The organism is Erwinia artemisiae (genome assembly GCF_051400835.1).
In the GTDB taxonomy this organism is placed as follows: Bacteria; Pseudomonadota; Gammaproteobacteria; order Enterobacterales; family Enterobacteriaceae; genus Erwinia; species Erwinia aeris.
The window spans coordinates 176,356-203,169 of sequence record NZ_JBLFFM010000005.1; the positions used below are offsets into that span (position 1 = coordinate 176,356).

Below are 26,814 nucleotides of genomic sequence, written 5' to 3' on the forward strand. Positions count from 1 at the left end.
TTATTCACAATCTGGCAGAGTGACTATTCCGCGCCGCTAAAAATTCTATTAATAACAATCCGACAGATGGATTATTCGGCGGCGCTAAAAAACCTGTTAATAACAATCTGGCCGATTAATTATTAAAAATGCCATTACTAACAATCCGGCAGATTGATTATTTGGCGCCTCTCCTTTACTGCTACGGAAAAAGCTATCTGGTCAATTTGCTATGCCCCGCCATTAATCTGCACGCCGGTGGCGCTTTATGTCTGCCCACATCTGCACCAAAAAGCGGCATCTTACTGCCTGCCGTTTCCCACCCGGCTGAACAGGTAAAATTTATAATATTTAAATTCAAACGCTTACGTAAATAACCGCGCCGCTCTGCCGTACCAATTCAATATTGGTTCGCTTTTTGCCTCTGTTATCTCCGTGGCTGGCCGTTCGATTACCGCTGCCGTCGCACTATTTCAGGGGCTGAAGAAGCGAACCAATCATGACTGATACAACAAATTCCACCAGTTCCCATTCCGCGCTGGAAAAGCTGCGCCAGCTGATCCAGCAGCAGGAAGCCCAACCGGCTAACCCGCTGCCTACTGAACGGGAGCTGGCCGAACGGTTTTGCGTGGGCCGTCGTGAGATCCGCCGGGCGCTGGACGTGCTGGAAGAAGAAGGCCGCATCTGGCGCAAGCAGGGTAAAGGCACGTTTGTCGGCCCGGCCGCGCCGGTTCAGCCGCTGGCGCTGCACGATTTGCCGCAGCGCTCAAATCTGCTGGAAGTGATGGAGGCCCGTATTCAGCTGGAGCCGGGGCTGGCTCGTCTGGCCGCCCTGCGGGCCAGCGGCGAGCAGGTTGCGCTGATGCAGCGGCTGATGGAGAGGATGCAGAGCATCGCCCCGGACGACAGCGATCGGCACGAACTGTGGGACAGCGCGTTTCACCGGGCTATCGCCGAAGCTGCAGGCAACCGTCTGATGCTGGGGTTGTTCGACGCGGTCGACGCGGTTCGCCGGGATCCGGGCTGGCAGCACCTGCGCGTGCTGGCGCGAACGACGGATCGGCTGCACAGCTACGACGACCATCACCAGCGGCTGGTGCAACATATCGCGGAGCGGCAGCCGCAGGAGGCCGCCGCGGCCATGCGTGAACATTTACTGGCGCTGCAACAGGCGCTCATCGAAGCGCTCAGCGGTGATAAAGAGGAGCTGCCATGAAGGCCACAACGCCGGTGCTGGCTCTGCGCCAGCTCAACGTTCGTTTTAAAGGCAGTCCCGTCAGCGTGCTGGACGATATTTCGCTTCAGGTCGAAGCTGGCGAAACGCTGGCGCTGGTCGGCGAATCCGGCTGCGGTAAAAGCATCACCTCGCTGGCGCTGATGGGCCTGCTGCCCGACAGCGCGGAGATCGTTCAGGGCGAAATCACTTTTCTCAATCGGCCGCTACAAACCCTGAACGCACGCGACTATGCCGATCTGCGCGGCAACGAGCTGGCGATGATTTTTCAGGAGCCGATGACCTCGCTCAATCCCGCTTTCACGCTGGGCGATCAGCTGAGCGAAGCCGTGATGCGTCATCATGCGGTAAACCGCCGTGAAGCGATGGCCGTAGCGCTGGCAATATTAGAAAAGGTGCAGATCCCGGCGGCGGAAATGCGGCTGAAAGCCTATCCACACCAGCTTTCCGGCGGGATGCGCCAGCGCGTGATGATCGCGATGGCGCTCATCAACCGGCCAAAGCTGTTGATTGCCGACGAGCCTACCACCGCGCTGGACGTTACCATCCAGGCGCAGATCCTGGCGCTGCTTAACAGCTTGCAGAAGGAAACCGGCACGGCGGTGCTGATGATTACGCATGACCTGGGCGTGGTTGCCGAAGTGGCGCAGCGCGTGGCGGTGATGTATGCCGGACAGGTGGTCGAAACCGGCGACGTCGCGGAAATTTTCCGCGATCCGCAGCATCCCTACACGATTGGCCTGATGGGTTCCATTCCCGGCGCCGCTACCCGCACCACTACGCTGGCCACCATTCCTGGCGCCGTGCCGCTGCCGGAACAGATGCCCCAGGGCTGCCGCTTCGCCACCCGCTGTCCGTTTGCCGAAAAACGCTGCCACCAGCATAAACCCGCCCTGCAAGCTATCGGCGTCCGCCATCAGGTCGCCTGTTTTCGCGCCCCGCTGGAAGAGCACGTGACGTCTGGAGAATGCGCATGACCTTACCCATCCTTGAATGTAGCGATTTAACAAAAACCTTTCCTGGCCCGACGCGGCTATTTAAGCGCAACCCTCACGTCACGGCTGTCGATCGCATTTCGTTGCAGGTGATGCCGGGCGAAACGCTGGCTATTGTCGGGGAATCAGGCAGTGGCAAATCGACGCTGGGTCGGCTGCTGCTGCGGCTGCTCGCCCCTTCTCAGGGGCAGGTTTTTTATCAGGGCGAAGAGATCACCAAAGCCAGCGGCGCACGTCTGAATCAGCTGCGTCGTGAACTACAGATTATTTTTCAGGACCCCTTCGCCTCGCTTAACCCGCGCATGACCGTGGAGCATATCGTCGGCGAACCCTTATGGCTGCACGAGTCGCTATCCGGCAGCCAACGGCAGGAAAAAGTCGCCGAACTGCTGCAAACAGTTGGCCTTCCCGCCGTCTGGGCACGGCGCTATCCGCATGAGTTTTCCGGCGGCCAGCGCCAGCGTATCGGTATTGCCCGCGCGCTGGCTTCCGGCCCGAAGCTGCTGCTGGGCGATGAGCCGGTTTCGGCGCTGGACGTGTCGGTACAGGCGCAGGTAGTGAATCTGCTGGAAAGCCTGAAGCAACAGTTTGGCCTGACCATGATCGTGGTGGCGCACGGTCTCGGCGTGATCCGCCATATGAGCGATCGCGTCGCGGTGATGTATCTGGGGCAGATTGTAGAGCTGGCGACGGTAGAGGAAATTTTCGATGCGCCGCTGCATCCCTATACCCAAGCGCTGATCGCTTCGGCTCCCCGATTGCAGCCGGGTGCCGCTCGCCAAATTCCCGTTTTGCAGGGCGACTTGCCCAATCCCGCCGCGCCGCCAAAGGGCTGTCGTTTTCATACGCGCTGCCCTTACGTCAGCGACGAATGCCGCGTGCTGGAACCCATTCAGCAGGTCATTGCCGGTGGCCGCCAGGTGGCCTGCCACCGCTGGCAGGAGATCAATCGTGACCGCAGCGTGATTACCGTTACGCCGCCTTCAGACGCTTTTCTGCGCCGTCGCGCGCTATTCGATCGGGCGGTAAAACACCGCGCTTTAACCTCTTTGGGAGAGATAACGCCATGAATCTACGCCATACTTCACTCGCCGCCCTTAGTGGCCTGCTGCTGCTGGGCAGTTTACCGGCGCAGGCGGAAAGCACGCTGCGGATCGGCCTGGGCGCCGATCCGGATATGCTCGACCCGCACCTTGCCCGCACCTACTATGGCCGCTTTGTCTTTGCCGCGCTCTGCGATCGTCTGGTGGATATTGATGAAAAGCTACAGGTGGTACCGGGCCTCGCGACCGACTGGAAATGGAGCGAGGACGGCAAAACGTTAACCATGAACCTGCGCCAGGGCGTGACTTTTCAGGACGGCGAAAAGTTTGATGCTGCTGCGGTAAAATTCAATCTCGATCGTGCCATGACGCTGCCCGGCTCGCTGCGTAAAAGCGAGCTTTCTTCCGTTGAGTCGGTGGAGGTGGCTTCGCCTTCTCAGGTTATTCTGCATCTGAAAAATGCCGACGCGGCGCTGCTCAGCCAGCTGACCGATCGCGCTGGCACAATGCTGGCGCCGAAAGCCGCCGTAAAGCCTGATTTTGCCATGCATCCGGTCTGTTCCGGCCCTTATCAGTTTGCCAGCCGGGTGCAGCAGGATCGCATCGTCCTGAAACGCTTTGACCACTACTGGAATAAGTCGGCCTATCATTTTGATAAGGTGGTTTTTTTGCCCATTCCCGATGCCTCGGTGCGCCTGGCTAATCTGCGTTCCGGCGATCTCGATCTGACCGAAGGCATTGCCGCCAGCGATGTCAAAACCGTTACCGCCGACAGCCGCCTGAGCCTGGTCAAAGTCACCGGACTGGGCTATCAGGGCATCACGTTTAATATCGCTAATGGCAAAACCGCGCCGGACAGCCCGTTTGCAAAAGATGCCCGCGTGCGTGAGGCTTTTTCGCTGGCTATCGATCGCGACGCGCTGAATCAGGTGGCGTTTGAAGGCCAGTACACGCCGGCTAATCAGGCTTTCTCACCCGTCAGCCCTTACCACGTTAAGCTGCCCGTTCCCGCGCGCGACGTGGAAAAAGCCAAAGCGCTGCTTGCCGCCGCCGGCGTGAAAACGCCGCTCAACGTAACGCTGCTGGTCACCAACAATCCCACCTCGCAGCAGGTAGGCCAGGTGATCCAGGTGATGGTCAGCGAGGCGGGCTTTAACGTGAACCTGCAAATGAGCGAGTTTGCTACCTTGCTGGATCGCCAGCAGCGCGGCGACTTTCAGCTCAGCCTTTCCGGCTGGTCAGGCCGTCCCGATCCTGACGGCAGCATCTTCGCGTTTATCAACAGCAAAGGCACCCTGGACGATGGCCGCTACGGCAATCCACAGGTGGATAGCTGGCTGACCGAAGCCCGCCAGACCAACGATATAGCCGCCCGTCAGGCGTTGTATAACAAGGTGGTGCAGCAGCTACAAAGCGATATGCCGATCGCTTACCTCTATTTTGAACCGCGTATTTTTGGCATGACCAAAAAACTCCAGGGCTTTAAGGCCTGGCCGGACGGGCTGGTGCGCCTGGCTGGCGTAACGATGACGCCGTAAGGCGCAGGAGCGACCATGCTGGAACTGATCTGTAAACGCGTGCTGCTGGCGATCCCGACGCTGTTTCTGGTGAGCATAATGGTCTTTTCGCTGCAAAAGCTGCTGCCGGGCGATCCGATCCTCGCGATGGCGGGCGAAGAGCGTGACCCGGCGGTAATTGCGCAGCTAAGAGAGCATTATCACCTGAACGATCCACTGCCTTCGCAGTACTTTTACTGGCTGGGCAACGCGCTGAAGGGCGATCTCGGCACTTCTATTCGTACTCAGGAACCGGTGACCGCGCTGATTAGCAGCAAGCTGCCGGTGACGCTGGAACTGTCGCTGCTGGCGATGCTAGTGGCGCTGCTGGTTGGCATCAGCATGGGCATCGTCGCGGCGGTGCGGAAAAACAGCTGGGTCGATCACGCCACCAATTTCGTGGCGCTTTCCGGTATCTCCGTGCCGCATTTCTGGCTGGGCATTCTGCTGATCCTGCTCTTTTCCGTGCATCTTCAGTGGCTGCCCGCTTCCGGCTACGTCAGCCTGAGCGAGAGCGTGTCGCAAAATGTGAAAACGCTGCTGCTGCCCGCGCTGGTGCTGGGAACGGGCCTGGCCGCGACGCTGATGCGCCATACGCGCGCTTCGATGATTGCCGTGCTGAAGGCGGATTATATCCGCACCGCCAGAGCCAAAGGGCTGCTGCCGAAAAAGGTGATCCTGAAGCACGCTTTCCGCAACGCGCTGGTGCCGGTGATCACGCTGACCACCCTGTTGTTTGGCGAACTGCTGGGCGGCGCGGTGCTGACCGAACAGGTTTTTACCCTGCCCGGCTTCGGCAAGATGATCGTCGATGCGGTGTTTAACCGCGATTATGCCGTGGTGCAGGGCGTGGTGCTGGTGGTGGCTATTGGCTTTCTGCTGCTGAACCTGCTGGCCGATGTGCTTTACGTGCTGATTAACCCGAAAATGCGAGGCTGACCATGAGTGAAGTTCTGACGGCTGGCGGCGCGGCGACCCTGCGCAAGCCCACTAATCGGGTGCTGAAAAAATTTCTCGGCAATAAAAGCGCGATGATCGGCGCGGTGATTGTGGCGCTGTTTGTGGCGATGGCGCTTCTCGCGCCCTGGCTGGCCCCTTTCGATCCGATCAAAGCCGATTTCCTGGCCGTGCGCAAAGCGCCTTCCGCTATGCACTGGCTCGGCACCGATGAACTGGGGCGCGATATTCTGTCGCGGATGATTTGGGGAGCGCGCACTTCGCTGCTGGCAGGCTGTATTTCCGTGGCGATCGCCATTCTGATTGGCGTCCCGCTGGGGCTGATTGCCGGTTACCGACAGGGCCTGTGGGACGGCGTGATTTCACGCTTTATCGAAGCGCTACTGGCCTGTCCTTTTTTGATCCTGGCGATTGCGCTGGGCGCTTTTCTTGGCCCCAGCCTGGGTAATGCGATGATCGCTATCGGCCTGTCGGCCATGCCCATCTTCGCCCGCCTGACGCGTGGCCAGGTGATTGCTATCCGTAACGAAGAGTATATCGACGGCGCGCGCGCTATCGGCCTGCCCGATCGCTGGATCGTGCTGCGCTATGTGCTGCCCAACGTGCTGTCGCCGATCCTGGTGCAGGCCACGCTGGCCGTCGCTTCCGCCATTATTACCGAGGCGAGCCTGTCGTTTCTGGGCCTGGGCCAGCAGCCGCCCAATCCTTCCTGGGGCGCGATGCTCAACACCGCCAAAGGCTTTCTTGAACAGGCACCGTGGATGTCGATTTTTCCCGGCCTTGCCATTTTTCTGATTGTGCAGGGTTTTAATCTGCTGGGCGACGGACTGCGCGACGCGCTCGATCCGCGCAACGATTAACTTTAAGGAACCGCTATGAGTGGAATCAGTGATTTTAACGTGGGCTATCCGTCTTATCGCGTGCCGATGATGGGCCGCAACGCCGTCGCCGCCTCGCAGCCGCTGGCGGCACAGGCCGGGATCAAAATGCTCCAGCTGGGCGGTAATGCGGTGGACGCGGCGATTGCGACAGCTATCGCCCTGACCGTAGTGGAGCCGACCGGCAACGGCATTGGCAGCGATGCCTTCGCTATCGTCTGGGACGGCAACCAACTTCATGCGCTGAATGCTTCAGGCCGCGCACCCGCCGCCTGGTCACGCGAAACCTTCGCCCATTTGCAGGCGATGCCGGAGATTGGCTGGGATTCGGTAACCGTGCCGGGCGCGGTGTCCGCCTGGGTTGAGCTGGCGGAGCGTTTCGGTACGCTGCCGTTAACCACGCTGGCCCAGCCGGCCATCGACTATGCGCGTAACGGCTTTCCGGTGTCGCCGCTGATAGGGCACCTGTGGGAACGCGGCTACCAGAAGCTGCGCGATCAGCCAGGCTTTAGCGCCTGCTTTGCGCCCGAAGGCCGTCCGCCGCGCGTCGGCGAGCTGTTCCGCAATCCTCGCCAGGCGGAAACCCTGGAGAAAATCGCCGCCACCAACGGCGAAGCTTTCTACCGCGGCGAGCTGGCGGAAAAAATCGCCGCTTTCGCCAAAGAGCACGGCGCGGCGCTGACGCTGGAAGATTTGCACAACCACCGCGCCGACTGGGTGACGATGCTTTCCCGCCCTTTTGCCGGCGGTTCGGTGCAGGAGCTGCCGCCGAACGGTCAGGGCATCGCCACGCTGATGGCGTTGGGCATTCTGGAACAGTGGGATATTGAGCGTTACGAGCCGGATTCGGCGCAGTGGCTGCATCTCTCTATTGAAGCGATGAAGCTGGCGCTGGTGGATCTGGAACGTTATATCGCCGACGAAGAGCATATGGAGTTTCCTGCTGAACTGCTGCTGAGCGACGACTATCTGCGGGAACGCGCCGCGCTGATCGATCCCCATCAGGCCGGCGATTTTACCTTTGGCGCGCCGAAGCAGAGCGGAACGGTTTACCTTTCTACCGCCGATGCTAACGGCATGATGGTGTCGTTTATTCAGTCAAATTATATGGGCTTCGGCTCTGGCGTCGTGGTGCCCGATACCGGCATCAGCCTGCAAAATCGCGGCGCAGGCTTTGTGCTGGAGGAAACGCATCCCAACGTGGTGGCGGCCGGCAAGCGCGCTTTCCATACCATTATCCCCGCTTTCGCACTCGACGGCGACGGCCAGCCGCTGATGTCGTTTGGCGTAATGGGCGGCCCGATGCAGGCGCAGGGGCATTTACAAATGGCGCTGCGCATTATGCTGCATAAGCAGAATCCTCAGGCGGCCATTGACGCGCCGCGCTGGCGCGTGGTGGCGGGCCGGGAAGTGATTGTCGAACCGGCGTTAGATCGCAACGTCATTGCCGCCTTACGAGCGATGGGCCATCACATCGTGGTGGAAGATCCGCTGCAGACCTACAGCTTCGGCGGCGCGCAGGCGATAGTTCGCGATCCGCAGGGATTCTGGATAGCCGCCACCGAAAGCCGCAAGGACGGCCAGGCACTGGTATTTTGAGGCTTATGCTCTGCCTTTGAGCAGCCACAGTTTCGGATTGCCCGTACTGCAACGGGCATGGCCGGCAGATGGGCAAACGGCGGATCGGCGTACAGGCGGGCTATATCAGTGCCAGAAATGATCCAGTCATCCTGGTGCCGGAACTGGCCGCCCTTTTTCGAAAAGCTGGTAGCTAAATGCGAAACAGCAAAGGCCATGTAGATCACCTTTTCAGAAAGTGGCCCGTTCATAATTCTGCTTTTCTCTTAAAATCTTTCGGGCGGCTATAATATGCCTCCCGAAGGTTTTCCAGCCCACAAAATACTATATTGCATAATAGATTCGGGTTAAAATTGCTCATAATGGATTTGCAAATAAAGGAAAGGTGCGATGGATAATGTGGATTTAAGCAAACTTAGCGAAAAGGAAAGGATTTACGTTGAACGTATGTCAGAAGGTGAGGGCTGGACAATACATGAAACCTTAAGGCGCCTGCTCAGAGTTTTTAAAGTTGTCTTACTCATGGTCTTTATTATTACAGCTATTGGTGTTGTTGAGTTTATCAGGTCTGATAATGGTAGCTTTTACTCTTACCTTTTTGTTTACTTTATTGTCCTTGTGGTTTTTTATTTTATGGCCCCCGTAAAATTGGGAGCCAAGATAATTTATTATAAGTTAATATAATTCTTAGCGTTGGTCGTAAATGCTTTTAAGAGTAATGCTATCTCCCAGCGCCTCCAAAGCTAATGAAGGCGCTCCAACAACTTTTACATTTCTGATAAAATCTGATGGCAGATAACGGTAAAGTCGCCAGGAATCTGGTTTAAGAATCATTCTTGCTAAACCATATCCTGAAAGAGATATGTCAGCCACACTATATGCTACACGGCCTGTAGTCGCGCTGAAACCGAGGAATTTGGCAGTTTTCACATAACCACTACGCAAGAATCCTTGTGTATCATTCTGATTAATTTTTATATTTTGAAAACTTTCGTATACATTATTTGCTCCATGCAAAACTATAGTTGCTCCTGCAATAACACCTATTACATTACCGGTGAGTATAGAAGTCACCACTATACCTGCTCCGGCCACTATTTGTCCGGTCCCTATAATCACACCCACACCGTTAATAAAATACCCCCATGTTCCGAGAGTATTGGTCAGCTCTGCTGACACCACAACCCTGGCCTTTTTAATATTAAGAGAAAGGCTCTGCTCACTAATAAACGCTTTTTCCTGATGCAGATTATCCAGGAAGAACTTGCATTCTCGTTCACTACTGGCTCTGTTAATCGATTTCAGCTGTTCTTCTATAAAACTGCCCATTTCACGATTAAAATTTTTGCGCAATATCAGGCTTTTGATATGCCGTATTCCAGCCTGTCTGGCCATGTCTCTGAGCGCATCCGCCTTACCCATTGCCTGTATGCGGTAAACTTTTTTAAAGCGATTCTTATCCAGATAGTTATCCATAACGATTCCTTGTTATCAGTGCCAAAAATGTATACCACAGCGGTAATGTCAGGCACAAAGCTACGGCGCTTAACCAGAAGCTGAAAATTTGCTTCTGCATAAAACGGGTCTATTCCCGCTGGCAGGTAGGATTTCTGTGCCTATGCCGTTTACAAATTAGCGATTACAGGAAAGATCAACAAACCGGTATAGGAGGAATAACGCTGGCTGGGAGCGTTATATTTGGCATATGAAAGGCTATACAGGATCACAGGATTATTTTTTCGGGGCCCAGAAACGCCCGGCAGCTCGAGCAGAGAAAAGAGAGATACACAGGCTATGGATTTATTCGGATGCCGTAATCCAGGCCCAACATTGCTGGCGCGAACCCCACAAAATTTGTGAAAAAGGCAGCCCGTCCTCTTCATGAAGTCAGGCAAAATCAGGCTGGCCTTCCCGCATGTAAGAAGACATAAGCGACAAGGCTACACAACCTGTGGAAAAGCGACCGCACAGGCAGAAATCTGAGTGCTTTCCAACCGAAAATTAAATTTTCTTCACGTATAAGCAACCGATTTCCGTATCCTCGTCAGTCGAGTTGAACTATTCTTCAGAGGCGACACAGGTCGCCTTTTGCTTGTAGCATTTCTATTACAGGAGTTACTTCCGATGACGACAGGAACCATTCGCGGCTGGACGCGTCTGCTGGCGCCTTTTATGGCGCTGATGCTGGTGTTTCAGCTAACGGGTTGTGGCGATAAAGAAGCGGATCAGCGCAAAGCCTTTATCGATTTTCTGCAAAATACGGCGATGCGCAGCGGCGAACATCTGCCCGCCCTTAGTGAAGATCAGAAACAGCGTGTCGGTAATTACGCCAGCGACTACGCTATTGTTTATGGCTTCTCCCAGCAGGTTAACCGCGCGGTGGATAACGGTCTGAAGCCGGTAGTGGATGAATTGTCTGCTATCCGTGCGCCGCAGGACTACCTGACCCGTCGCGATTCTCTGCGTCAGGCCAGCGGTTCGCTGGAGGTGCTGGCACAACAGATCCAGACGGCGAAAACGCAGGCCGACAGCAGCAAAGCCGGACTGAAACAGCCAGCGGAGCTGAAAACGGTGTATGACAACCTTTATAACAAGGTCGTCACGCAGCCAGCCGATACGCTGCTGCCGCTGCTGCCTGCATTACAGAAGCTAAGCCAGGACGCGGTGCAGACGGGCGATTTCCTGCAGCAGCAGGGTTCGCAGGTGACCTTTAACGGTCAGACCATACAGTTCCCGACCCAGCAACAGGCGACCCAGTACAACACGCTGATGAGCAATATTTCTGCCAATGCGCATGCGCTTGGTCAGGCGCAAATCGCGCTGCAGGGCCAGTAACATTTTGCTGCGGGCCGCTCGCTTTAAACGGCCCGCCTCTTCTTCCGCTCAACAGCCCTTATCAGTCACAGACAATTTTCGCTCAACAGCCCTTTTCAGCCACAGACCATTTCGGCTCATCAGCCCTTCACAGCCACAGACCATTTCCGCTCAACAGCCCTTCTCAGCCACAGACCATTTCGGCTCAACAGCCCGTATCAGCCACAGACCATTTCGGCTCATCAAATCTTTTCAGCCACAGACAATATTAGCGGTTGCCCAGCCGCTGTAAATAAATTGTGAACCACATCACGTATCAGGCATAAAGTCCCGAAAACAAAGTGTGATATCAATCACATAACACTCCCAGGCAAGCCCATTTAATAAACAGCATCAGCCTGTTTTTTGTCCTTTATGTGATCGGCTTCACGTAAAAACCCCCTGTTCACCGCGCTATGTGGTGATAGAGATCACACTTTACCCGGTGGCTACGCAGCGCTGCGGACGCGTGCTAGAGTCCGCCTGCACAGGGCAACGTTTTAAACAAAAATCAGCGCGCTCTCTTGTCGGCGCGTACCAATAAGGGGTGTGCTTGTATGTCCTCATCAGATATCAAGATTAAAGTGCAGAACTTTGGTCGCTTTCTGAGCAATATGGTAATGCCAAACATCGGCGCCTTTATCGCCTGGGGTATTATCACGGCGCTGTTTATTCCAACCGGCTGGCTGCCAAACGAAACCATGGCCAAGCTGGTTGGCCCAATGATCACTTACCTGCTGCCGCTGCTGATTGGCTACACGGGCGGACGCCTGGTCGGCGGCGATCGCGGCGGCGTAGTAGGTGCCATCACCACCATGGGCGTGATCGTCGGCGCGGATATGCCGATGTTCCTCGGCTCCATGATTGCCGGGCCGCTGGGCGGCTGGGCGATCAAGAAGTTCGACCGCATCGTTGACGGCAAAATCAAAAGCGGCTTCGAGATGCTGGTCAACAACTTCTCTGCCGGTATTATCGGGATGCTGCTGGCGATCCTGGCCTTCCTGGCTATCGGCCCGCTGGTGCAAGGCCTGTCGCATATTCTCGCCGCTGGCGTGAATCTGATGGTGCAGAATAACCTGCTGCCGCTGACTTCCATCTTTGTTGAACCAGCGAAAATCCTGTTCCTGAACAATGCTATCAACCACGGCATCTTCTCGCCGCTGGGCATTCAGCAGGCCAGCGAAGCCGGCAAATCTATCTTCTTCCTGATTGAAGCTAACCCAGGCCCCGGCATGGGCGTGCTGATGGCCTATATGTTCTTCGGTCGCGGCAATGCTAAACAGTCCGCTGGCGGCGCGGCTATCATCCACTTCCTGGGCGGTATCCACGAAATCTACTTCCCTTATGTGCTGATGAACCCGCGCCTGATTATCGCCGTAATCCTGGGCGGCATGACCGGCGTCTTTACGCTGACGCTGCTGAACGGCGGCCTGGTTTCTCCGGCCTCTCCGGGTTCTATCCTGGCGGTGCTGGCGATGACGCCAAAAGGCGCGTACTTTGCGAACATTGCTGCGATCGTAGCGGCTTTTGCCGTCTCTTTCGTGGTTTCCGCTATCCTGCTGAAAACCAGCAAGGTGAAGGAAGAGGATGATATTGAAGCGGCAGCGCGTCGCGTCACTGAAATGAAGGCGCAGTCCAAAGGCCAGACCGTGTCCACCGCCACGGCCACCGATGCCATGAACGGCGACCTGAGCCACGTGCGTAAAATCATTGTTGCCTGCGATGCCGGTATGGGCTCCAGCGCCATGGGCGCAGGCGTGCTGCGTAAAAAGGTTAACGATGCCGGACTGAGCAATATTTCCGTGACCAATACCGCTATCAACAACCTGCCGGGCGATGTGGATCTGGTGATTACCCACCGCGATCTGACCGAGCGCGCGATACGCCAGGCGCCGCACGCGCAGCATATCTCGCTGACCAACTTCCTGGACAGCGGCCTGTATACCGACCTGACTTCGCGTCTGGTGCAGGCAAACCGCAGCGAGGGCCACCGTGAAAAAGTGACCGCCGCGCTGAGCGACAGCTACGACGACGGCGAGCAGCATCTTTTCAAATTGGGCGCAGGCAACATCTTCCTCGGCAATCACGCTACCGATAAAGAGCAGGCGATCCGCTTTGCGGGCGAGCAGCTGGTGAAGGGCGGCTACGTGGAGCCGGAATATGTCGATGCGATGCTGGATCGCGAGAAGCTTACGCCAACCTATCTGGGCGAATCCATCGCCGTGCCGCACGGCACCATCGAAGCGAAAGATCGCGTGCTGAAAACGGGCATCGTGTTCTGCCAGTATCCGCAGGGCGTGCGCTTCGGCGAGGATGAAGAGGATATCGCTAAGCTGGTTATCGGCATCGCGGCCCGTAATAATGAGCATATTCAGGTGATTACCAGCCTGACCAACGCGCTGGATGACGACAGCGTCATCGCCCGCCTGGCGACGACCAATGACGTGCAGGAAGTGCTGGATCTGCTGTCAGGCAAGCCGTCAGCGTAAGCGCACCGGATATTACCCCAGGGCCGGGCATGCCCGGCTCTTTTTCGGGTCGGGCCTGTCCGGCCTTTCATTAATATGGGAAAAATTATGAAAGCTCTTCATTTTGGCGCCGGTAATATCGGTCGTGGTTTTATCGGCAAGCTGCTGGCGGACGCGGGCGTACAGCTCACTTTTGCCGACGTTAACCAGGTGGTGCTGGATGCGCTGAACGCCCGTCACGAATACCCGGTGCACGTGGTAGGCGAGCAGGCGCAGGTAGAAATCGTTAAGGGCGTCAACGCGGTCAACAGCGCCAGCGACGAGATTATTCCACTGATTGCGGAAGTGGATCTGCTGACCACGGCGGTCGGCCCGCAAATTCTGGAACGCATCGCGGGCGGCATCGCCAAAGGGCTGGTGCAGCGTCATGAAAGCGGCAACGCGCGCCCGCTGAATATTATCGCCTGTGAAAATATGGTGCGCGGCACCAGCCAGCTGAAAGACCACGTGCTGAAAGCGCTGCCGGAACAGCATCACGCCTGGGTGGAAGCGAACGTCGGCTTTGTCGACTCGGCCGTGGATCGTATCGTCCCGCCGTCCGCCGCCGGCACCACCGATCCGCTGGAAGTCACGGTAGAAACCTTCAGCGAATGGATCGTCGATAAAACCCAGTTTAAAGGCGAACCGCCTGCCATTGCAGGCATGGAGCTGACCGATAACCTGATGGCATTTGTCGAGCGTAAGCTTTTCACGCTGAATACCGGCCATGCGATTACCGCCTATCTGGGCCAGCTGGCAGGCCACGCAACCATTCGCGATGCCATTCTGGACAAGAAGGTGCGCGCCATCGTTCAGGGCGCGATGGAAGAGAGCGGCGCGGTACTGATTAAGCGCTACGGCTTTGAAGCGGCGAAACATGCCGCCTATATCCAGAAAATTTTAGGCCGTTTCGAGAACCCTTATTTGCAGGATGATGTGGAGCGAGTGGGACGTCAGCCGCTGCGCAAGCTGAGCGCGGGCGATCGCCTGATCAAGCCGACGCTGGGCACGCTGGAGTATCAGCTGCCGCACGACAATCTGGTGAAAGGGATCGCCGCCGCCCTGCACTACCGCAGCGATCAGGATCCGCAGGCGCAGGAGCTGGCCGAGCTGATTAACCGTCAGGGCGTGCAGGCCACGCTGGCGCAGGTTTCCGGCCTGGAGGCCGAAAGCGAAGTGGTGAAGGCGGCGGTCGCGGCCTGGAACGAGATGGCGTAACGGCAGGCCGGGCCAGTAGGCGGCCCGGCTTTTCCCGCCACGTTGAGTACGGTTTTACGGATAAAATGATGCAGGCTCTGATGGAAAAACCCCAGGCTTTTGAAAATCGGGTGCTGGAACGCCTGAACGCCGGCCGCACGGTCAAAAGCTTTTTCGCGGCGGCCGTCGAGCTGCTGGGCGAAGCGATCGATCTGTTGGTGGTACAGGTGTTCCGCAAGGATGACTATGCCGTAAAGTACGCGGTAGAGCCGCTGCTGTTGGGCAACGGCCCGCTGGGCGAGCTGTCGGTTCGGCTGAAGCTGGTGTATGGTCTGGGCGTGATCGGCCGACATGAGTACGAAGATGCCGAGCTGCTGCTGGCGCTGCGTGAGGCGCTGAACGACGACGGCACCGACTACCGCTTTACCGACGACGAGCTGCTTGGCCCGGTTGGCGAGCTGCACTGCGTTGACGCGCTGCCGCCCCGCCCCGATTTCAGCAGCGCCGATGCCGAACTGCGCGCCATGCTGCAACAGCGCTACCAGCAGATGGTACGATCGACGCTGGTGCTGTCGCTGACGGCGCTGATTTCCCCTATCGGCACCCGTCAGGCTTTCAAAAAGTAACCCGCGCTTCCTGCTCTTCCCTGCGCTTTCGTGTATCCTTGCCCCATGATCCCCTCTACGGTTAATGATAATGAAAGAACAAATCCAGGCAGAAATTAAAATGCTCAGCGACAAGCTGGATGCCCTGACGCGTAAGGAGCCGCTGCTGCTGGAATCCGGCGATGCGGAAAAACTCGGCGAGCTGCTGAAAGAAAAAGAGAAGCTGGTTATCGAGCTGGAACGCCTGCGCGGCGCACGCGAAGAGAAGCTGAGCAAAGAGGCGCAGAAGCTGAAACAGCTGCCTTTTAACCGTGCCATCACCAAAAAAGAGCAGGCCAATATGGGCGCGCTGAAGAAAAGCGTACGCGGCCTGATCGTGGTGCACCCGATGACCGCGCTGGGCCGCGAAATGGGACTGACCGAGGTAACCGGCTTCGCGAAAGCCGCTTTTTAATCCTCAGGCGGGCGCCAGCCGCGCCCGCTTTCTTAAAACCGCCAGTTAACGCCAGCCGTCGCGCTCCACGGCGATTCAATATGACGTCCCTGCATATAACCTGCGCTAACGTGCAGCGAAAGCGTTGATGACAGCGCCGCTCTGACCCCTGCCTGATAAACGCCCCGGCTGCCGCTCAACTCGTTTTTGAAAGACTCGCCGTTTATCCTGACGCGATTTTTAGTCACCGTTTCCCTTTCCAGGCCGATGCTGGCCCAGGGATGCAGCAGCGTTTCCCTGACCTGTATCGCATACTCCGTGCTGACGCCGACAGCGCCCGTCAGCGATCGCTGCGGCCCGATGCGCGCCTTCATGCCGTTATTCAACGACAGCGTGCTGCTGTTGCTCGTAAAACCGGTTACGCCGATCCACGGCGTGACTTTCGCCGTCCCGACCAGAAAGTGTTTGCCCGCCCTGATGCCGGTGCCGATGCCCGTGGTATTAAAGCTGCCGTTGGCCGCGCCGCCGCTGGTCATGCGCGCGCGCACCTCATGCGTAAAGCGGTTGAGCTTGAGAACGCCATCCAGCCAGTAACCGGTATCATGCTGCCAGCTGCCGTAAAACCCGCCGGACCAGCTGTCGATATCCGCCTTGCCAATCCCTTTGCCGCGAAAACGCATATCGCTGTGACCATAGCTGAAGAATACACCCTGCCACGCCGCGCTTTCCGCTCCCTGCTGCGCCCGATCGATGCCGATAGTCAACGAGTTGAGGCTGAGCCGATAATCCGCGCCCGCCTCGTTGCTGACGTTCAGTCGACCGTTGCGCACCGTGCCCCAGACGTTATGGTCATGTTCAGGCGAGTCGCTATTGGCAAGGCGCTCGCTGAGCGTTTCCAGCTCCTGACGGAATATCAGCGGATCGACGGTCGCTACCGACAGCACCGCCGCTGCGGCAGGCGTAATGACATAGTCAGCGGGCGGCGACGGCTCTACGGCCGCCTCCTCTCCGGACGTCCCGTCCTGCTCGTCTGGCGTCACATCCGGCTGGTTATCAGGTAAAACGTCTGCCTGATTATCCGGCGCGTCTTCATCCTCTGTCGGCGCGTCCGTTTGCGCGTCGTCAGCCGGGGAAGGTTTTTCCGCCTCCTCATCCGAATCTGGATCTGGATCGTCTTCGTCCTCCGCTTTATGCGGCGTCAGTGACCAGCCGCCCTGGCCGTCAGCAACCAGATAATATTGATAAGTGCCCAGATCCACGACCTCACCGCTGTTCGCCAGCGCAAACGTCGCGTCGCCATCGCCAATCTGGATAACCTGAAGGCTGTCGCTATGGGTTGGGCTGACGCCGTTGTCGATCACATAAAGCGCGAAATCACCGGTCGCGCGGCCCGTCACCGTCAAAAAATCGCCCTGCAAGGCGGAAATTTTCGTATCCATCAGAAACGTGCCGCTGCCGGACAGCGTTTTCAGGGTTAGCGTGGAATAGCCTTTGGGATCGTAAATAACCGTGCCGCCTGCCAGGGCGACATCGCCCAAGGCAAAATAATACTCGCCGCTAAAGGAAGCGTTGCTGGAAAGGTAGACCGAGCCGGACACGTGATAGCTCGCCTTATCCGTATCGGCGCCGGTAACGATAATAAGGCGCCCTGCGTCATTTACCGTAATATTCCCCTGTAATGAGGACAAAACTTCAGGATTGATATTATTAGGCGTAACAATCAGCGAGCCATTTATGGTGGCATTATTAATAGTCCCGGAGTTCAGATTTCCATATCCATTGCTGTTTATGGTTAAATTTTCCGAGTAGGCCTGCCGGGTACCGCCCAGAAAGTACGTCCCGCCATTGATAACGGTATCAATATCGCTGCCTTCAACATTGACGAAATAGCCGCTGTTTAGCGTTGTATTTAGCGTTTTCCCGGTCTCCATCCAGAAACGTCCGGCATTAACAGTGGTGTTTTTCATTACCGAACTGGAACCATCCATATAAATATGGTCCAGCTTACCGGCATTAATCGTCCAGCCCTCCGTCTGCACATAATTATTAATAACAACAAGCGCAGCGCTTTCAATCAGCGCGTTATTCGACAGGGCGTAGCTGTTCGCCTGGCCTGCCAGCAAAAAGGCGCTGCCCGATTTTACCGTCGTCGCGCTATCCTTGCCGCCGTTGTTTTGTAACTTCCCACCGTTGTTCACCACGGTACTGTCAGCGACGCCGCCAGCGTTGATTATCTGCACGCCTCCGGCATCGATAGTGGTATGCATAGTGGTCCCGTATACCTGCTGCGTGCTTTCCCCATCGGCACTGCCGATGATTTCGCCCTCCACCAGCACGCCAGCGGCGACGTTTTCCGTAAACGCCACGGATACCTCAGGAAGCAGCAAAAGGATGAACGAAGCCGCGACACCTGATAATATCGATTTTGTCGTTTTCATGATTGCTCATTTTCCATCAGAAAATAAAATGAATGAAACGACGCGCGGTATGTGTTGACGCACATACCGCTTCCCGCCCGCTTGCTACCGGCCAGAATGTTTCATTCGATTGTTTTAACGCTACAAATTAAGCGTAAATACTATTCATAAACCCCCACTCTTATCCTTATATAAAAGAAAGATAATTTCCTGATATGCGCGATATAATCACCCTGAAACAAAACAAATTAAAGACATCCGCCTATCACAGAGGAAACTTTATTTTAACAGAGTATCTTTATACCAAAACAGGGCGGAAAGAAAAGCGCGCTTTTACGGCGTTTATTTTCGGAGAAAAAAGATAAGATAAGAAAAAGAAAGGAGATTAACGTCATTACCAGGAAAACTCCTGGCAATTTTTATCGTAAAAAAACCCGCACGGGCGGGCTTTTATCGTCTTTATTTTTTCGTCTGCTGTGCCGCCAGCGTGGTAAACCACGGTGCGACGAAATCGGTTGATTCGCCCCAGCCAGGAATAAGCTTATTCAGCGTGGCGACATTCACCGCCTGTCCGGCCAGCTGCTCCTGCGTGATAGCCGATGCCTTGAACTGATAAGTCGCGGGCGTTGCTTCGCCTGCCAGCTTGTTCGCTATCAGCCGCATATTGACCGCGCCAATCAGTTTGCTGTCCACCGCGACCGTCTGCTTCCAGGGGCTGTTTTTCTCTCGCATCAGCTGGAGATCCTGGTTAGAGGCATCGATGCTGTAGAGTTTGATCTCGGTCCGGCCGTTTTCCTGGAGCGCTTTATAAGCGCCCTGGGCAAAAGCGTCCCAGGCTCCCCAAATCGCGTCAATTTTCCCTTTAGGGTATTTAGCCAGGATCGCGCCCACCTTGTTCGCGGTATCGCCCTGCACGTCAGAAGAGACCGCGCCGATAGATTCCAGCTGATGGATGCCCGGATTGGCCTTCAGCACTTTTTCATAGACCACCTGACGGCGCTCCATGGCCGGAAAGCCCGCGACCCACAGCTTGACGATATTGGCTTTACCGCCGCTGTCTTTCACCAGGCGATCGAGCGAAAGCTGCGCCAGCGACGCGTCATCCTGCGCGGTCACGGTTACGCCCACTATCGGCTGATTAACCGGCGTGTCGAACACCGACACTTTAATGCCCGCATCGGCAATACGCTTTACCAGCGCCGTTGCGTAGGGATCTTTGCCGTGCGACAGAATGATGCCGTCATACTTCTGGCTGATGGCCTGCTCCACAAAATCCTGAAAGCGGGCGTCGTCGCCGTTGCTCAGAAAGGCGCTGACCTTAAAGCCCAGCTGGCGGCCCTGCTGGATAGCGCCCGCGACAAACTGGGTGGTGTTGTCGTCAGATCCCAGATTGCGGATCACCGCCACACGAACGGGGCCGTCATGGCTGGCGATAGCGGCAGGCACCGCAACCGTATCGGCAAAGGCGGTAGTGCTGGTCAGCAGGCTGACGGCCAGCAGTGAAAGCGTTAATTTTTTCATCGTTATCCCTACGCCTGGCGGCGCTGAATGTAAGTGATTGCCAGCGCAGCGGCCAGCACCAGACCTTTGATAATATCCATGGCGTAATAAGGCACGGAAAGCATGACCAGACCGTTTTGCAGCACGCCGAGGATCACCGCGCCCAGCAGCGTGCCCAGCGCATTCGGCTTGCCGGAGCCGGCCAGCGACAGGCCGATCCACGCCGCCGCAACGGCATCCATCAGATAGCCGCCGCCGGCATTCACCTGCGACGAACCAATGCGCGAAGCCAGCAGAATGCCGCCCAGTCCCGCCAGCAGCGAGGCGAGCACGTAAGCCAGTACGCGATAGCGATTCGTGCGAATGCCGGAAAGCCGCGCCGCTTCCGGGTTGCCGCCGATGGCATACATGCGGCGGCCATGCTTTGTCAGCGACAGGCCAAGCTGCACCACCACGGTAACCACCAGCATAATGATAACGATGGTTGGCACCTGGCCCAGTAGCGCAAAGTCCGGCGGCACGATCCCTTCGGCCATCTCGCCGCTTGGCATCACCATATTCTCCGTGACAGAGCCGCCGAAGCTCCAGGTCATCGCCACGCCCTGCACGATAAACAGGCTTGCCAGCGTGGCCAGCATATCGGGAATTTTCAGCACTACGATCAGAAAGGCGTTAAACAGCCCGACCAGCGTGCAGAGCAGCAGCGTCAGCGTTATCGCGGCTGTCGGGCCAAAGCCGTACCAGACAAACAGCGAGATCACCAGCGAGTTTGCCAACGATGCAGTAGATCCCACGGAGAGATCGAAGCCGCCGATGGTCAACGAGATCGAGACGCCTACGGCAATCACCGTCACAATGGCGATGGCGCGCAGAATATTGATGATATTGGCTGGCTCCAGAAAGCTGTCCGAAGCCAGGCCGAAGGCGGCGATCAGCGCCACCACCGTTAACAACATTCCCCATTTATAAAGGAATTCAAACAGCTGGTGACGCAGCCCAGGCGTCGCCTTCAGGGAAAGTTCTTTGCTGCTCACGCAGGGGTTCCTCCGGTGGAATAAAGTAAAAGCGTTTCTTCATCGGCCTGACGCGCATCCATCTCCGCCACGATTTTACCGTCCCACAGCACGCAGATGCGGTCGCATAGCCCTACCAGTTCGGCAAACTCGCCCGAGGCGTAAATAACCCCTTTTCCCTGGCGGGCCAGCGCGTCGATTAGCGTGAAGAGATCGGTTTTGGCCTTGATATCAACGCCCTTGGTTGGCTCATCAAAAATCAGGACGTCAGCGTCGTTGCGCAGCCATTTGCCGATGGCCACTTTCTGCTGATTACCGCCGGAAAGACGGCGCAGGGATTGTTCCGGGCCGAGAGTGCGCACGCCCAGCTGTTGAATAATCTCTTCGGCCCAGCGCCAGGCCTGCCGGTGACCGAAAAGCCCCCAGCGGGAAAAGCTGGTGTCCGCGCTGATGCTAAGGTTCATTGCCACCGACTCGTCGATAAAAATGCCCTCTTTGCGGCGCTCCTCCGGGATCAGCGCCATGCCGTTCGCTACCGCAGCGGAAGGCGAAGTGGGCCGCCACGGTTTGCCATGCAGCTCGCCCCGGCCGATGCGGCTTTTGCTGGCGCCGAACAGCGCTTTGCACAGCTCCGTTTTTCCCGCGCCCGCCAGGCCGGCGATACCCAGGATCTCTCCCTTGCGCAGCGTTAAAGAGATATTGTGCAGCAGCGCGTCGTCGTGCAGCGCCTCGACATGCAGCAGCGTTGCGCCGTTGCTGGCCGGACGACGCGGCGGATAGATATCCGCCAGCTGGTGACCCAGCATCTTTTCCACGATTTGTTCGCCGCTCAGCGCGCTCATCGGCACGGTTTCAATCAGGCGCCCGTCGCGCAGCACCGTAAGCCGATCGCAAATCGCGCGCAGTTCGTGGATACGGTGGGAGATAAACACTACGCCGATACCGCTTTTTTGCAGGCGGCGAACCACCGCAAACAGGCGTTCGCTTTCATGCCGATCCAGCGGCGCAGTGGGTTCATCCAGGATCAAAAAGCGGCAGTGATGGGAGAGCGCACGGGCCAGCAGGATTTGCTGTTTCTCCGCCAGCGTGCAGCGATCGACGCGGCGATTGACGTCAATATCCACCTCCAGCTGTGCCAGCAGCGCGCGAGCCTGGCGACGGATAGCACGCCAGCGATAAATTTGTCCGCCTTCGGCCAGGCGATCCAGCATGATGTTTTCCGCCACGCTGAGCGTGGAAACCAGCGCCACATCAACTTCCTGCTGCACCAGATGAATGCCCAGCTTCTTTGCATCACGCGGAGAACGAATCGATACCGGCTCGCCATCCAGCAGGATATCGCCGCTGTAATGCTCATGGGCACCCGACAGCACGGCCATCAGCGTTGATTTTCCTGCGCCGTTAGCGCCGGTCAGCGCATGAACACTGTGGCCGTCAAGGCGAAAGTCGACGTCGGTCAGCGCGGCAAAACCGCCAAAAGCGATGGCGATCTGCCGCATTTCAAGATGGTTCACTGCGGTCATAGCGAGCGCTCTCTGAAGGGTAAGCTGCCTTATTTTTTAATGGATTATCACGACAGGCAACGAACGAAAGGAGATAAGCTAACACGAAATGTTATTAGCCATCCAGACGCCCAGCCATTTAAGCGGTTAAAACCAGCGGCATCCCGTTACGCAGCATGAACAGAGGTAATCAGAAGATTAAGCAGGGTTTCGCTCGGTCAGGACGGCGAGGAAAAGTACAGAAAAGAAAAAGGTGAAAACAAAAGACCGCCAGCAACCAACAGGATCGGGGAAACAGACGCAGGTCACCCCATCAGCCGTCGCTGGCGTACATTCGCCAGTCATTGCGGCAACCGCAGTATGGACGCACCGTTAACAGTAAAAGAATTTTAATGATGGTTTTCATATAGCCGCGCGTTCGTTTTTCAGAAAACGGCGAGTAATTTCGGGCAAATAGCAGCCAGGCTATATCCACTGGTTACTTAACAAGGCGTATTAATTCCGCCTTGAATATGGCCGCAGTTATCCAGGATTATTTACATAACTTTGGATAACCGCGGCCTCTCTATAGCTTCAGGACTTGTGGTGTCTTAAGTTATCAGGGGCGAGATCCGGAATCGCCAGGATAAACGCAACCATATCCGGGGACATAAATACCATCAGTACCACACTGACCAGCTTTATATTGCGTTTGAGATGAAGACACCGTGGCATATGACAAGGTTGATACCCCAAAAGACAGACATGCACCGAGTAACAATAATTTTACTAATTTCATATTTCCTCCAGAGTTTAAAGTACCTAAAATCAATAAAATTATTAGCATAATAAGTATGAACAGTGTCTAAACACTTGCCTGATACCACAATGAGGCGAAGGGCTTTATGCTCGGTTGATAAAATCCAGATCACCTTTATTCTTCTTTAATAACAGCGCCTTACTTATATTATTATTTTATATCTGTCAAAAGGGCACCGAACAATGTTCTTATAAAGTGGCGGACTTACTGTAAAAAATGAAAAATCGAGATGGTGCAGGAAGCTATTGTTTGTAGCAGTTGAATGTACGCTCCGTATAGGCTAATTTCTGTGTTAACAGATTAAATTCCTTAACAACCATTTATTTTAACAGGCGTTAATCTTACGTACCATCTGGTAAATGCATAGCTTTTATGCCGATAAAAATTATGATATTGCAACGCATCAGCCATTTTCATACAGCCGTCCCTTTTTTAACGAGATAAGGGACGAATGCCAGTTACAAAAGCTTAATTTTTAATATCGTCTTAACAACAGCAGATTAAAACCTCCTTAAAAAAAGTTCCTGTCACAAAAAAAGGACTATTAATAATGGCGCTTCAGGATCAAATTAACGCCGCTCTTAATAAAAAATTAGAAAGCAGTCAGGCAAGAAAGGCTGGCGGGGGATTTTTACGGCAAAAAAATACCCCGCTAACTTAGCGCCAGCAGGGTATTTATCAGACGCTTAGCCTACAAACGCCTGTCGTTTTCGTCCGGAACGGGCTTATTTAGCCGCAGCGAAATTCTCTGCCGCCACGTCCCAGTTAACCACTTCCCAAAACGCTTTGATGTAGTCAGGACGTTTGTTCTGATATTTCAGGTAGTAAGCGTGTTCCCACACGTCCAGGCCCACGATTGGGGTACCGGAAGCGCCAGCGATCGCTTCGCCCATCAGCGGGTTGTCCTGGTTAGCGGTAGAGACTACAGCCAGCTTGCCGTCTTTCTTAACCAGCCACGCCCAGCCGGAGCCGAAACGGGTAGCGGCCGCTTTTTCAAACGCTTCTTTGAAGGCATCAACGCTGCCGAAATCTTTTTCGATAGCCGCTTTCAGCTCGCCGCCCAGCGTGGTGCCGGTTTTCAGACCTTTCCAGAAAAAGCTGTGGTTAGCGTGGCCGCCCGCGTTGTTACGCAGTACGGTTTTCTTATCGGCAGGCACCTGATCCAGTTTGGTGATCAGCTCTTCTACCGGCAGGTCAGCGAACTCGGTGCCTTCCAGCGCGGCGTTCGCGTTGTTCACGTAAGTCTGGTGATGTTTAGTATGATGGATCTCCATCGTCTGCTTGTCGAAATGCGGTTCCAGTGCGTCGTATGCGTAAGGCAGGGATGGCAGTGAATAACTCATGTTCATCATCTCCATTGGTTTTTTTGGCAGCACGTCCCGATGGAGTGCCGCGTAAGCAGTCGGATCATTATAGTTAAATTAATGATCTGGAAAAGGGTTATCAATGCCCCGGTCTTTATAAGGTTATTATAGACAGCACGCCGGTGAAGGGCGTCAGAACCTTATTGATGACCTACAGAGCAAAATGGTCTAAGCCGTTTACGCCTGACAAAACAGAGCCGACTGCTGCGGCTATCGTCTGTGGCATTGATAAGACAGGATAACTTTCCACATAACTTTTTTCAGGACAGGGAGTTTTGCAAAAGTGAAGATCGGTGAGGTATCAAAATGGCATCCCTTCGTTGATTCTGAAGGAACAGTGTGGGATCTCTCTTTTCTCGACGCACATGAGGCTATCTTTACGCATAAGTGTGAGGAGAAGAAAGATCGGGACTATAAGTTCATTGTCTCTTACTCCTCGCACTGCTTTTGCAAAGATTATCCTGAACAAACAGAACTGGAGAAGCAAAGGCTTATGTACCCTTCTCCACGGGAATCGCGCCCCTTTTGCAAAAGACGATATTTATTAGCTCAACGCTATCTGAAAAATATTATCCTCACCCTTGATAAACAAAGAATTATTCATGCCGGATACGGCAGTTATGCGGTACTCGAAGTACTGGACGAAGAGAGCAGAAGTATTTACTACCATGTTCCGTTCAAAGTCTTCCGTGAAAACAAAAAATTCAGGTTGCACATTACCAGCGCTTACCCAGTCATGGAAAAGCCCGGGGGTAAAAAGGTTGGTTTTTACGTCATTGCTTACAATCTTGCACACAACAAACCTTTACCCCACCCCTGAAATAACAAAACCCACCTTAAGGTGGGTTTCGCCAGAATTTCTTCTGGTGTTCAGAATCGCCTTTACCGGACCTGGCCTGACCCTGTTAAAAATGGTTCGGAACCATCCTTATTGGGGTAGCGGGATGTCTGGGCTAACCAGTCTGCTGCATCCTTTGCAGTACCAAAGTACTACGCATAAAGATTAACCAGATTTGATGCGTTGGTCAAATTTGGTTAAGAGAAAACAGGCACGCCGCAGGCGCCGCAATACTCTTTGGGATAAGCGTTGTCGCTTTCCAGTTTGCGTTACTGATGTCAGGCGGATTGCTGCTGGCGCTGTTAATCTTCAGCCTCGCCCACGGCATTTTTACCTGATTTTGAGCAGGAAAAATGTTCGTTTCGCTTTTCCACCGCACCCCAAGCCGGGCTTTATATTTTCTCCGTGCTGGCACGAAACTGTAGCGTTACCGGCAGCTCGTTCCAGACCGGCGGATCTTCTCCCTGTAGCGCAGCCAGCAGGCGTTTACCGGCCAGCTTGCCCATTTCGCCGTAGGGCAGCGTCACCGTGGTTAGCGGCGGCGAGCAGACGGCGGAAAGCTGTCCGCCGCCGATACTGGCTATCGCCAGCTGACTGGGCACCGCAATCCCCGCCGCGTGGCAGGCCATCATCGCACCACAGGCTACCTCTTCCGCCGTGCAGATCAGCACGTCGATTTCGGGCCAGGTAAGCTGAATATCCGCCAGCAGCGCGTGGCCAGCGGCAAAGCCGGGCGGCAAAGGCGAAGTTACGACGCGATGCGGCGACAAATTATGCGCCAGCATCCCGCTGTGCCAGCCGTTCAGCAGCTGGCTGAACAGCGTGTTGCTGGTTTGCGTGCAGAGCAGACCGGGATGACGAAACCCCTTCTCCACCAGCGCCTGTACCAGCAGCCGTACCGCTTTGGCATAGTCGACGCCCACGCTGATGCCCGCCGAATCATGATGCACGCCGCCTATGTCGATAACCGGCAGGCCGGAGTTGCTCAGCAGCCGATGCGCCGCCTCCACGTTATCAAAGTTAAAATGCACCATCGCCGCAGGATTGTAAGAGAGCAACATTTCTATCAGCTCGTTCTCGCCCGCCGCAGAATGGTTGGCCTCTGCCAGCATGACGTTGTATCCCTCAGGCCGCAGTATCGCCTGTAACGCTTCCGACACCGCCGCGCAGCCTGGCGTAACGAAAGAAGGCACCACCATCGTGATTAGCTTTGAGGAAGCCGACGCCAGATTGCGCGCCTGCACGTTAGGTACGTAGCCCAGTTCGGCTATCGCCGCCTCAATCCTTTCACGAATATCGGAAGAGACTTTTTCCGGCATCCGCAGCGCGCGTGATGCGGTCATCGTACTGACGCCAACCAGACGGGCGACATCGGCCAGCGTACTTTTCCCGGTACTGCGCCGCCGTTTTTCTGCCATGCATTCTCCTGCAGCCAGCTGTTTCAACTGGACGCAGCTTAAAACCAAAAGCCCGGTCGCGCCACGTTAAAAGCGATCCTTCACCTTGTTATGCGAGGCGGCGCAGAAAGGTTGCAGGCGGCGCTCATCCTTGTTTCCCTCCGGGCCA

The 26,814-nt window shown here is 55.7% G+C and carries 21 protein-coding genes; 14 read left to right on the forward strand and 7 right to left on the reverse strand.

The window, feature by feature from the left end; translation table 11 throughout:
- The first annotated feature begins 478 nt into the window (after positions 1 to 478).
- From ACMGEE_RS13585 to ACMGEE_RS13620, 8 genes are all read left to right on the forward strand, one after another.
- Positions 479 to 1,195 (forward strand): FadR/GntR family transcriptional regulator, encoded by a 717-nt coding sequence (locus tag ACMGEE_RS13585; RefSeq protein ID WP_253456634.1) that lies wholly within the window; start codon positions 479 to 481, stop codon positions 1,193 to 1,195.
- The gene (locus ACMGEE_RS13590) at positions 1,192 to 2,190 is read left to right on the forward strand and encodes an ABC transporter ATP-binding protein (protein WP_253456636.1); all 999 of its coding nucleotides are present in this window, start codon (positions 1,192 to 1,194) and stop codon (positions 2,188 to 2,190) included. The genes ACMGEE_RS13585 and ACMGEE_RS13590 overlap by 4 nt, the downstream gene beginning before the upstream one ends.
- The gene (locus ACMGEE_RS13595; protein ID WP_253456639.1) at positions 2,187 to 3,278 is read left to right on the forward strand and encodes an ABC transporter ATP-binding protein; all 1,092 of its coding nucleotides are present in this window, start codon (positions 2,187 to 2,189) and stop codon (positions 3,276 to 3,278) included. The genes ACMGEE_RS13590 and ACMGEE_RS13595 overlap by 4 nt, the downstream gene beginning before the upstream one ends.
- Positions 3,275 to 4,789: an ABC transporter substrate-binding protein gene (locus ACMGEE_RS13600; protein ID WP_436830207.1), complete on the forward strand. Its 1,515-nt coding sequence runs from the start codon at positions 3,275 to 3,277 to the stop codon at positions 4,787 to 4,789. The genes ACMGEE_RS13595 and ACMGEE_RS13600 overlap by 4 nt, the downstream gene beginning before the upstream one ends.
- Before the next feature lie 15 nt (positions 4,790 to 4,804).
- On the forward strand, positions 4,805 to 5,746 hold the full coding sequence (locus tag ACMGEE_RS13605; protein WP_301730585.1) for an ABC transporter permease: 942 nt from the start codon (positions 4,805 to 4,807) through the stop codon (positions 5,744 to 5,746).
- A 2-nt stretch (positions 5,747 to 5,748) separates the two neighbouring features.
- Positions 5,749 to 6,624, forward strand: coding sequence for an ABC transporter permease (locus tag ACMGEE_RS13610; RefSeq protein ID WP_370734869.1), 876 nt, complete (start codon positions 5,749 to 5,751; stop codon positions 6,622 to 6,624).
- 15 nt (positions 6,625 to 6,639) lie between these two features.
- Positions 6,640 to 8,241, forward strand: a complete 1,602-nt coding sequence (locus tag ACMGEE_RS13615; RefSeq protein ID WP_436830208.1) for a gamma-glutamyltransferase family protein — start codon at positions 6,640 to 6,642, stop codon at positions 8,239 to 8,241.
- A 369-nt stretch (positions 8,242 to 8,610) separates the two neighbouring features.
- Positions 8,611 to 8,904 (forward strand): hypothetical protein, encoded by a 294-nt coding sequence (locus tag ACMGEE_RS13620; protein ID WP_253456654.1) that lies wholly within the window; start codon positions 8,611 to 8,613, stop codon positions 8,902 to 8,904.
- A 3-nt stretch (positions 8,905 to 8,907) separates the two neighbouring features.
- Here ACMGEE_RS13620 and ACMGEE_RS13625 read toward each other — a convergent pair whose 3' ends face one another.
- Complete coding sequence (locus ACMGEE_RS13625) at positions 8,908 to 9,696, reverse strand: DUF4225 domain-containing protein (RefSeq protein ID WP_436830209.1); 789 nt, start codon at positions 9,694 to 9,696, stop codon at positions 8,908 to 8,910.
- Between the two features lie 648 nt (positions 9,697 to 10,344).
- Here ACMGEE_RS13625 and ACMGEE_RS13630 point away from each other — a divergent pair.
- The 5 genes from ACMGEE_RS13630 (at position 10,345) to ACMGEE_RS13650 (ending at position 15,836) form a co-directional block, all read left to right on the forward strand.
- Positions 10,345 to 11,055 carry a DUF3053 domain-containing protein gene (locus tag ACMGEE_RS13630; RefSeq protein WP_253456659.1) on the forward strand — a complete coding sequence of 237 codons (711 nt, stop codon included), beginning with the start codon at positions 10,345 to 10,347 and terminating at the stop codon, positions 11,053 to 11,055.
- Positions 11,056 to 11,630: 575 nt separating this feature from the next.
- Complete coding sequence (locus ACMGEE_RS13635; protein ID WP_253456662.1) at positions 11,631 to 13,562, forward strand: PTS mannitol transporter subunit IICBA; 1,932 nt, start codon at positions 11,631 to 11,633, stop codon at positions 13,560 to 13,562.
- A gap of 87 nt (positions 13,563 to 13,649) precedes the next feature.
- Entirely contained in the window at positions 13,650 to 14,798 is a 1,149-nt protein-coding gene (mtlD, locus tag ACMGEE_RS13640) for a mannitol-1-phosphate 5-dehydrogenase (RefSeq protein WP_301251543.1), read from the forward strand.
- A gap of 65 nt (positions 14,799 to 14,863) precedes the next feature.
- Positions 14,864 to 15,403: an MltR family transcriptional regulator gene (locus ACMGEE_RS13645; protein WP_253456667.1), complete on the forward strand. Its 540-nt coding sequence runs from the start codon at positions 14,864 to 14,866 to the stop codon at positions 15,401 to 15,403.
- Positions 15,404 to 15,473: 70 nt separating this feature from the next.
- Entirely contained in the window at positions 15,474 to 15,836 is a 363-nt protein-coding gene (locus ACMGEE_RS13650; RefSeq protein WP_253456670.1) for a YibL family ribosome-associated protein, read from the forward strand.
- A gap of 32 nt (positions 15,837 to 15,868) precedes the next feature.
- Here the strand turns inward: ACMGEE_RS13650 and ACMGEE_RS13655 are convergent, their stop codons facing one another.
- The 5 genes from ACMGEE_RS13655 to sodA form a co-directional block, all read right to left on the reverse strand.
- Positions 15,869 to 18,253, reverse strand: coding sequence for an autotransporter outer membrane beta-barrel domain-containing protein (locus tag ACMGEE_RS13655; protein ID WP_436830210.1), 2,385 nt, complete (start codon positions 18,251 to 18,253; stop codon positions 15,869 to 15,871).
- Positions 18,254 to 18,691: 438 nt separating this feature from the next.
- Complete coding sequence (locus ACMGEE_RS13660; RefSeq protein ID WP_436830211.1) at positions 18,692 to 19,753, reverse strand: sugar ABC transporter substrate-binding protein; 1,062 nt, start codon at positions 19,751 to 19,753, stop codon at positions 18,692 to 18,694.
- Between the two features lie 8 nt (positions 19,754 to 19,761).
- Entirely contained in the window at positions 19,762 to 20,766 is a 1,005-nt protein-coding gene (locus ACMGEE_RS13665) for an ABC transporter permease (RefSeq protein WP_436830212.1), read from the reverse strand.
- Entirely contained in the window at positions 20,763 to 22,268 is a 1,506-nt protein-coding gene (locus ACMGEE_RS13670; protein ID WP_369895342.1) for a sugar ABC transporter ATP-binding protein, read from the reverse strand. The genes ACMGEE_RS13665 and ACMGEE_RS13670 overlap by 4 nt, the downstream gene beginning before the upstream one ends.
- A 1,503-nt stretch (positions 22,269 to 23,771) precedes the next feature.
- Positions 23,772 to 24,389 carry a superoxide dismutase [Mn] gene (gene sodA / locus ACMGEE_RS13675; RefSeq protein ID WP_253456685.1) on the reverse strand — a complete coding sequence of 206 codons (618 nt, stop codon included), beginning with the start codon at positions 24,387 to 24,389 and terminating at the stop codon, positions 23,772 to 23,774.
- A gap of 304 nt (positions 24,390 to 24,693) precedes the next feature.
- On the opposite strand from sodA, the gene ACMGEE_RS13680 reads away from it, so the two are divergent.
- On the forward strand, positions 24,694 to 25,230 hold the full coding sequence (locus ACMGEE_RS13680; protein WP_436830213.1) for a YjaZ family protein: 537 nt from the start codon (positions 24,694 to 24,696) through the stop codon (positions 25,228 to 25,230).
- A 410-nt stretch (positions 25,231 to 25,640) separates the two neighbouring features.
- Here ACMGEE_RS13680 and ACMGEE_RS13685 read toward each other — a convergent pair whose 3' ends face one another.
- The gene (locus ACMGEE_RS13685) at positions 25,641 to 26,666 is read right to left on the reverse strand and encodes a LacI family DNA-binding transcriptional regulator (protein ID WP_369895341.1); all 1,026 of its coding nucleotides are present in this window, start codon (positions 26,664 to 26,666) and stop codon (positions 25,641 to 25,643) included.
- Positions 26,667 to 26,814 lie beyond the last annotated feature (148 nt).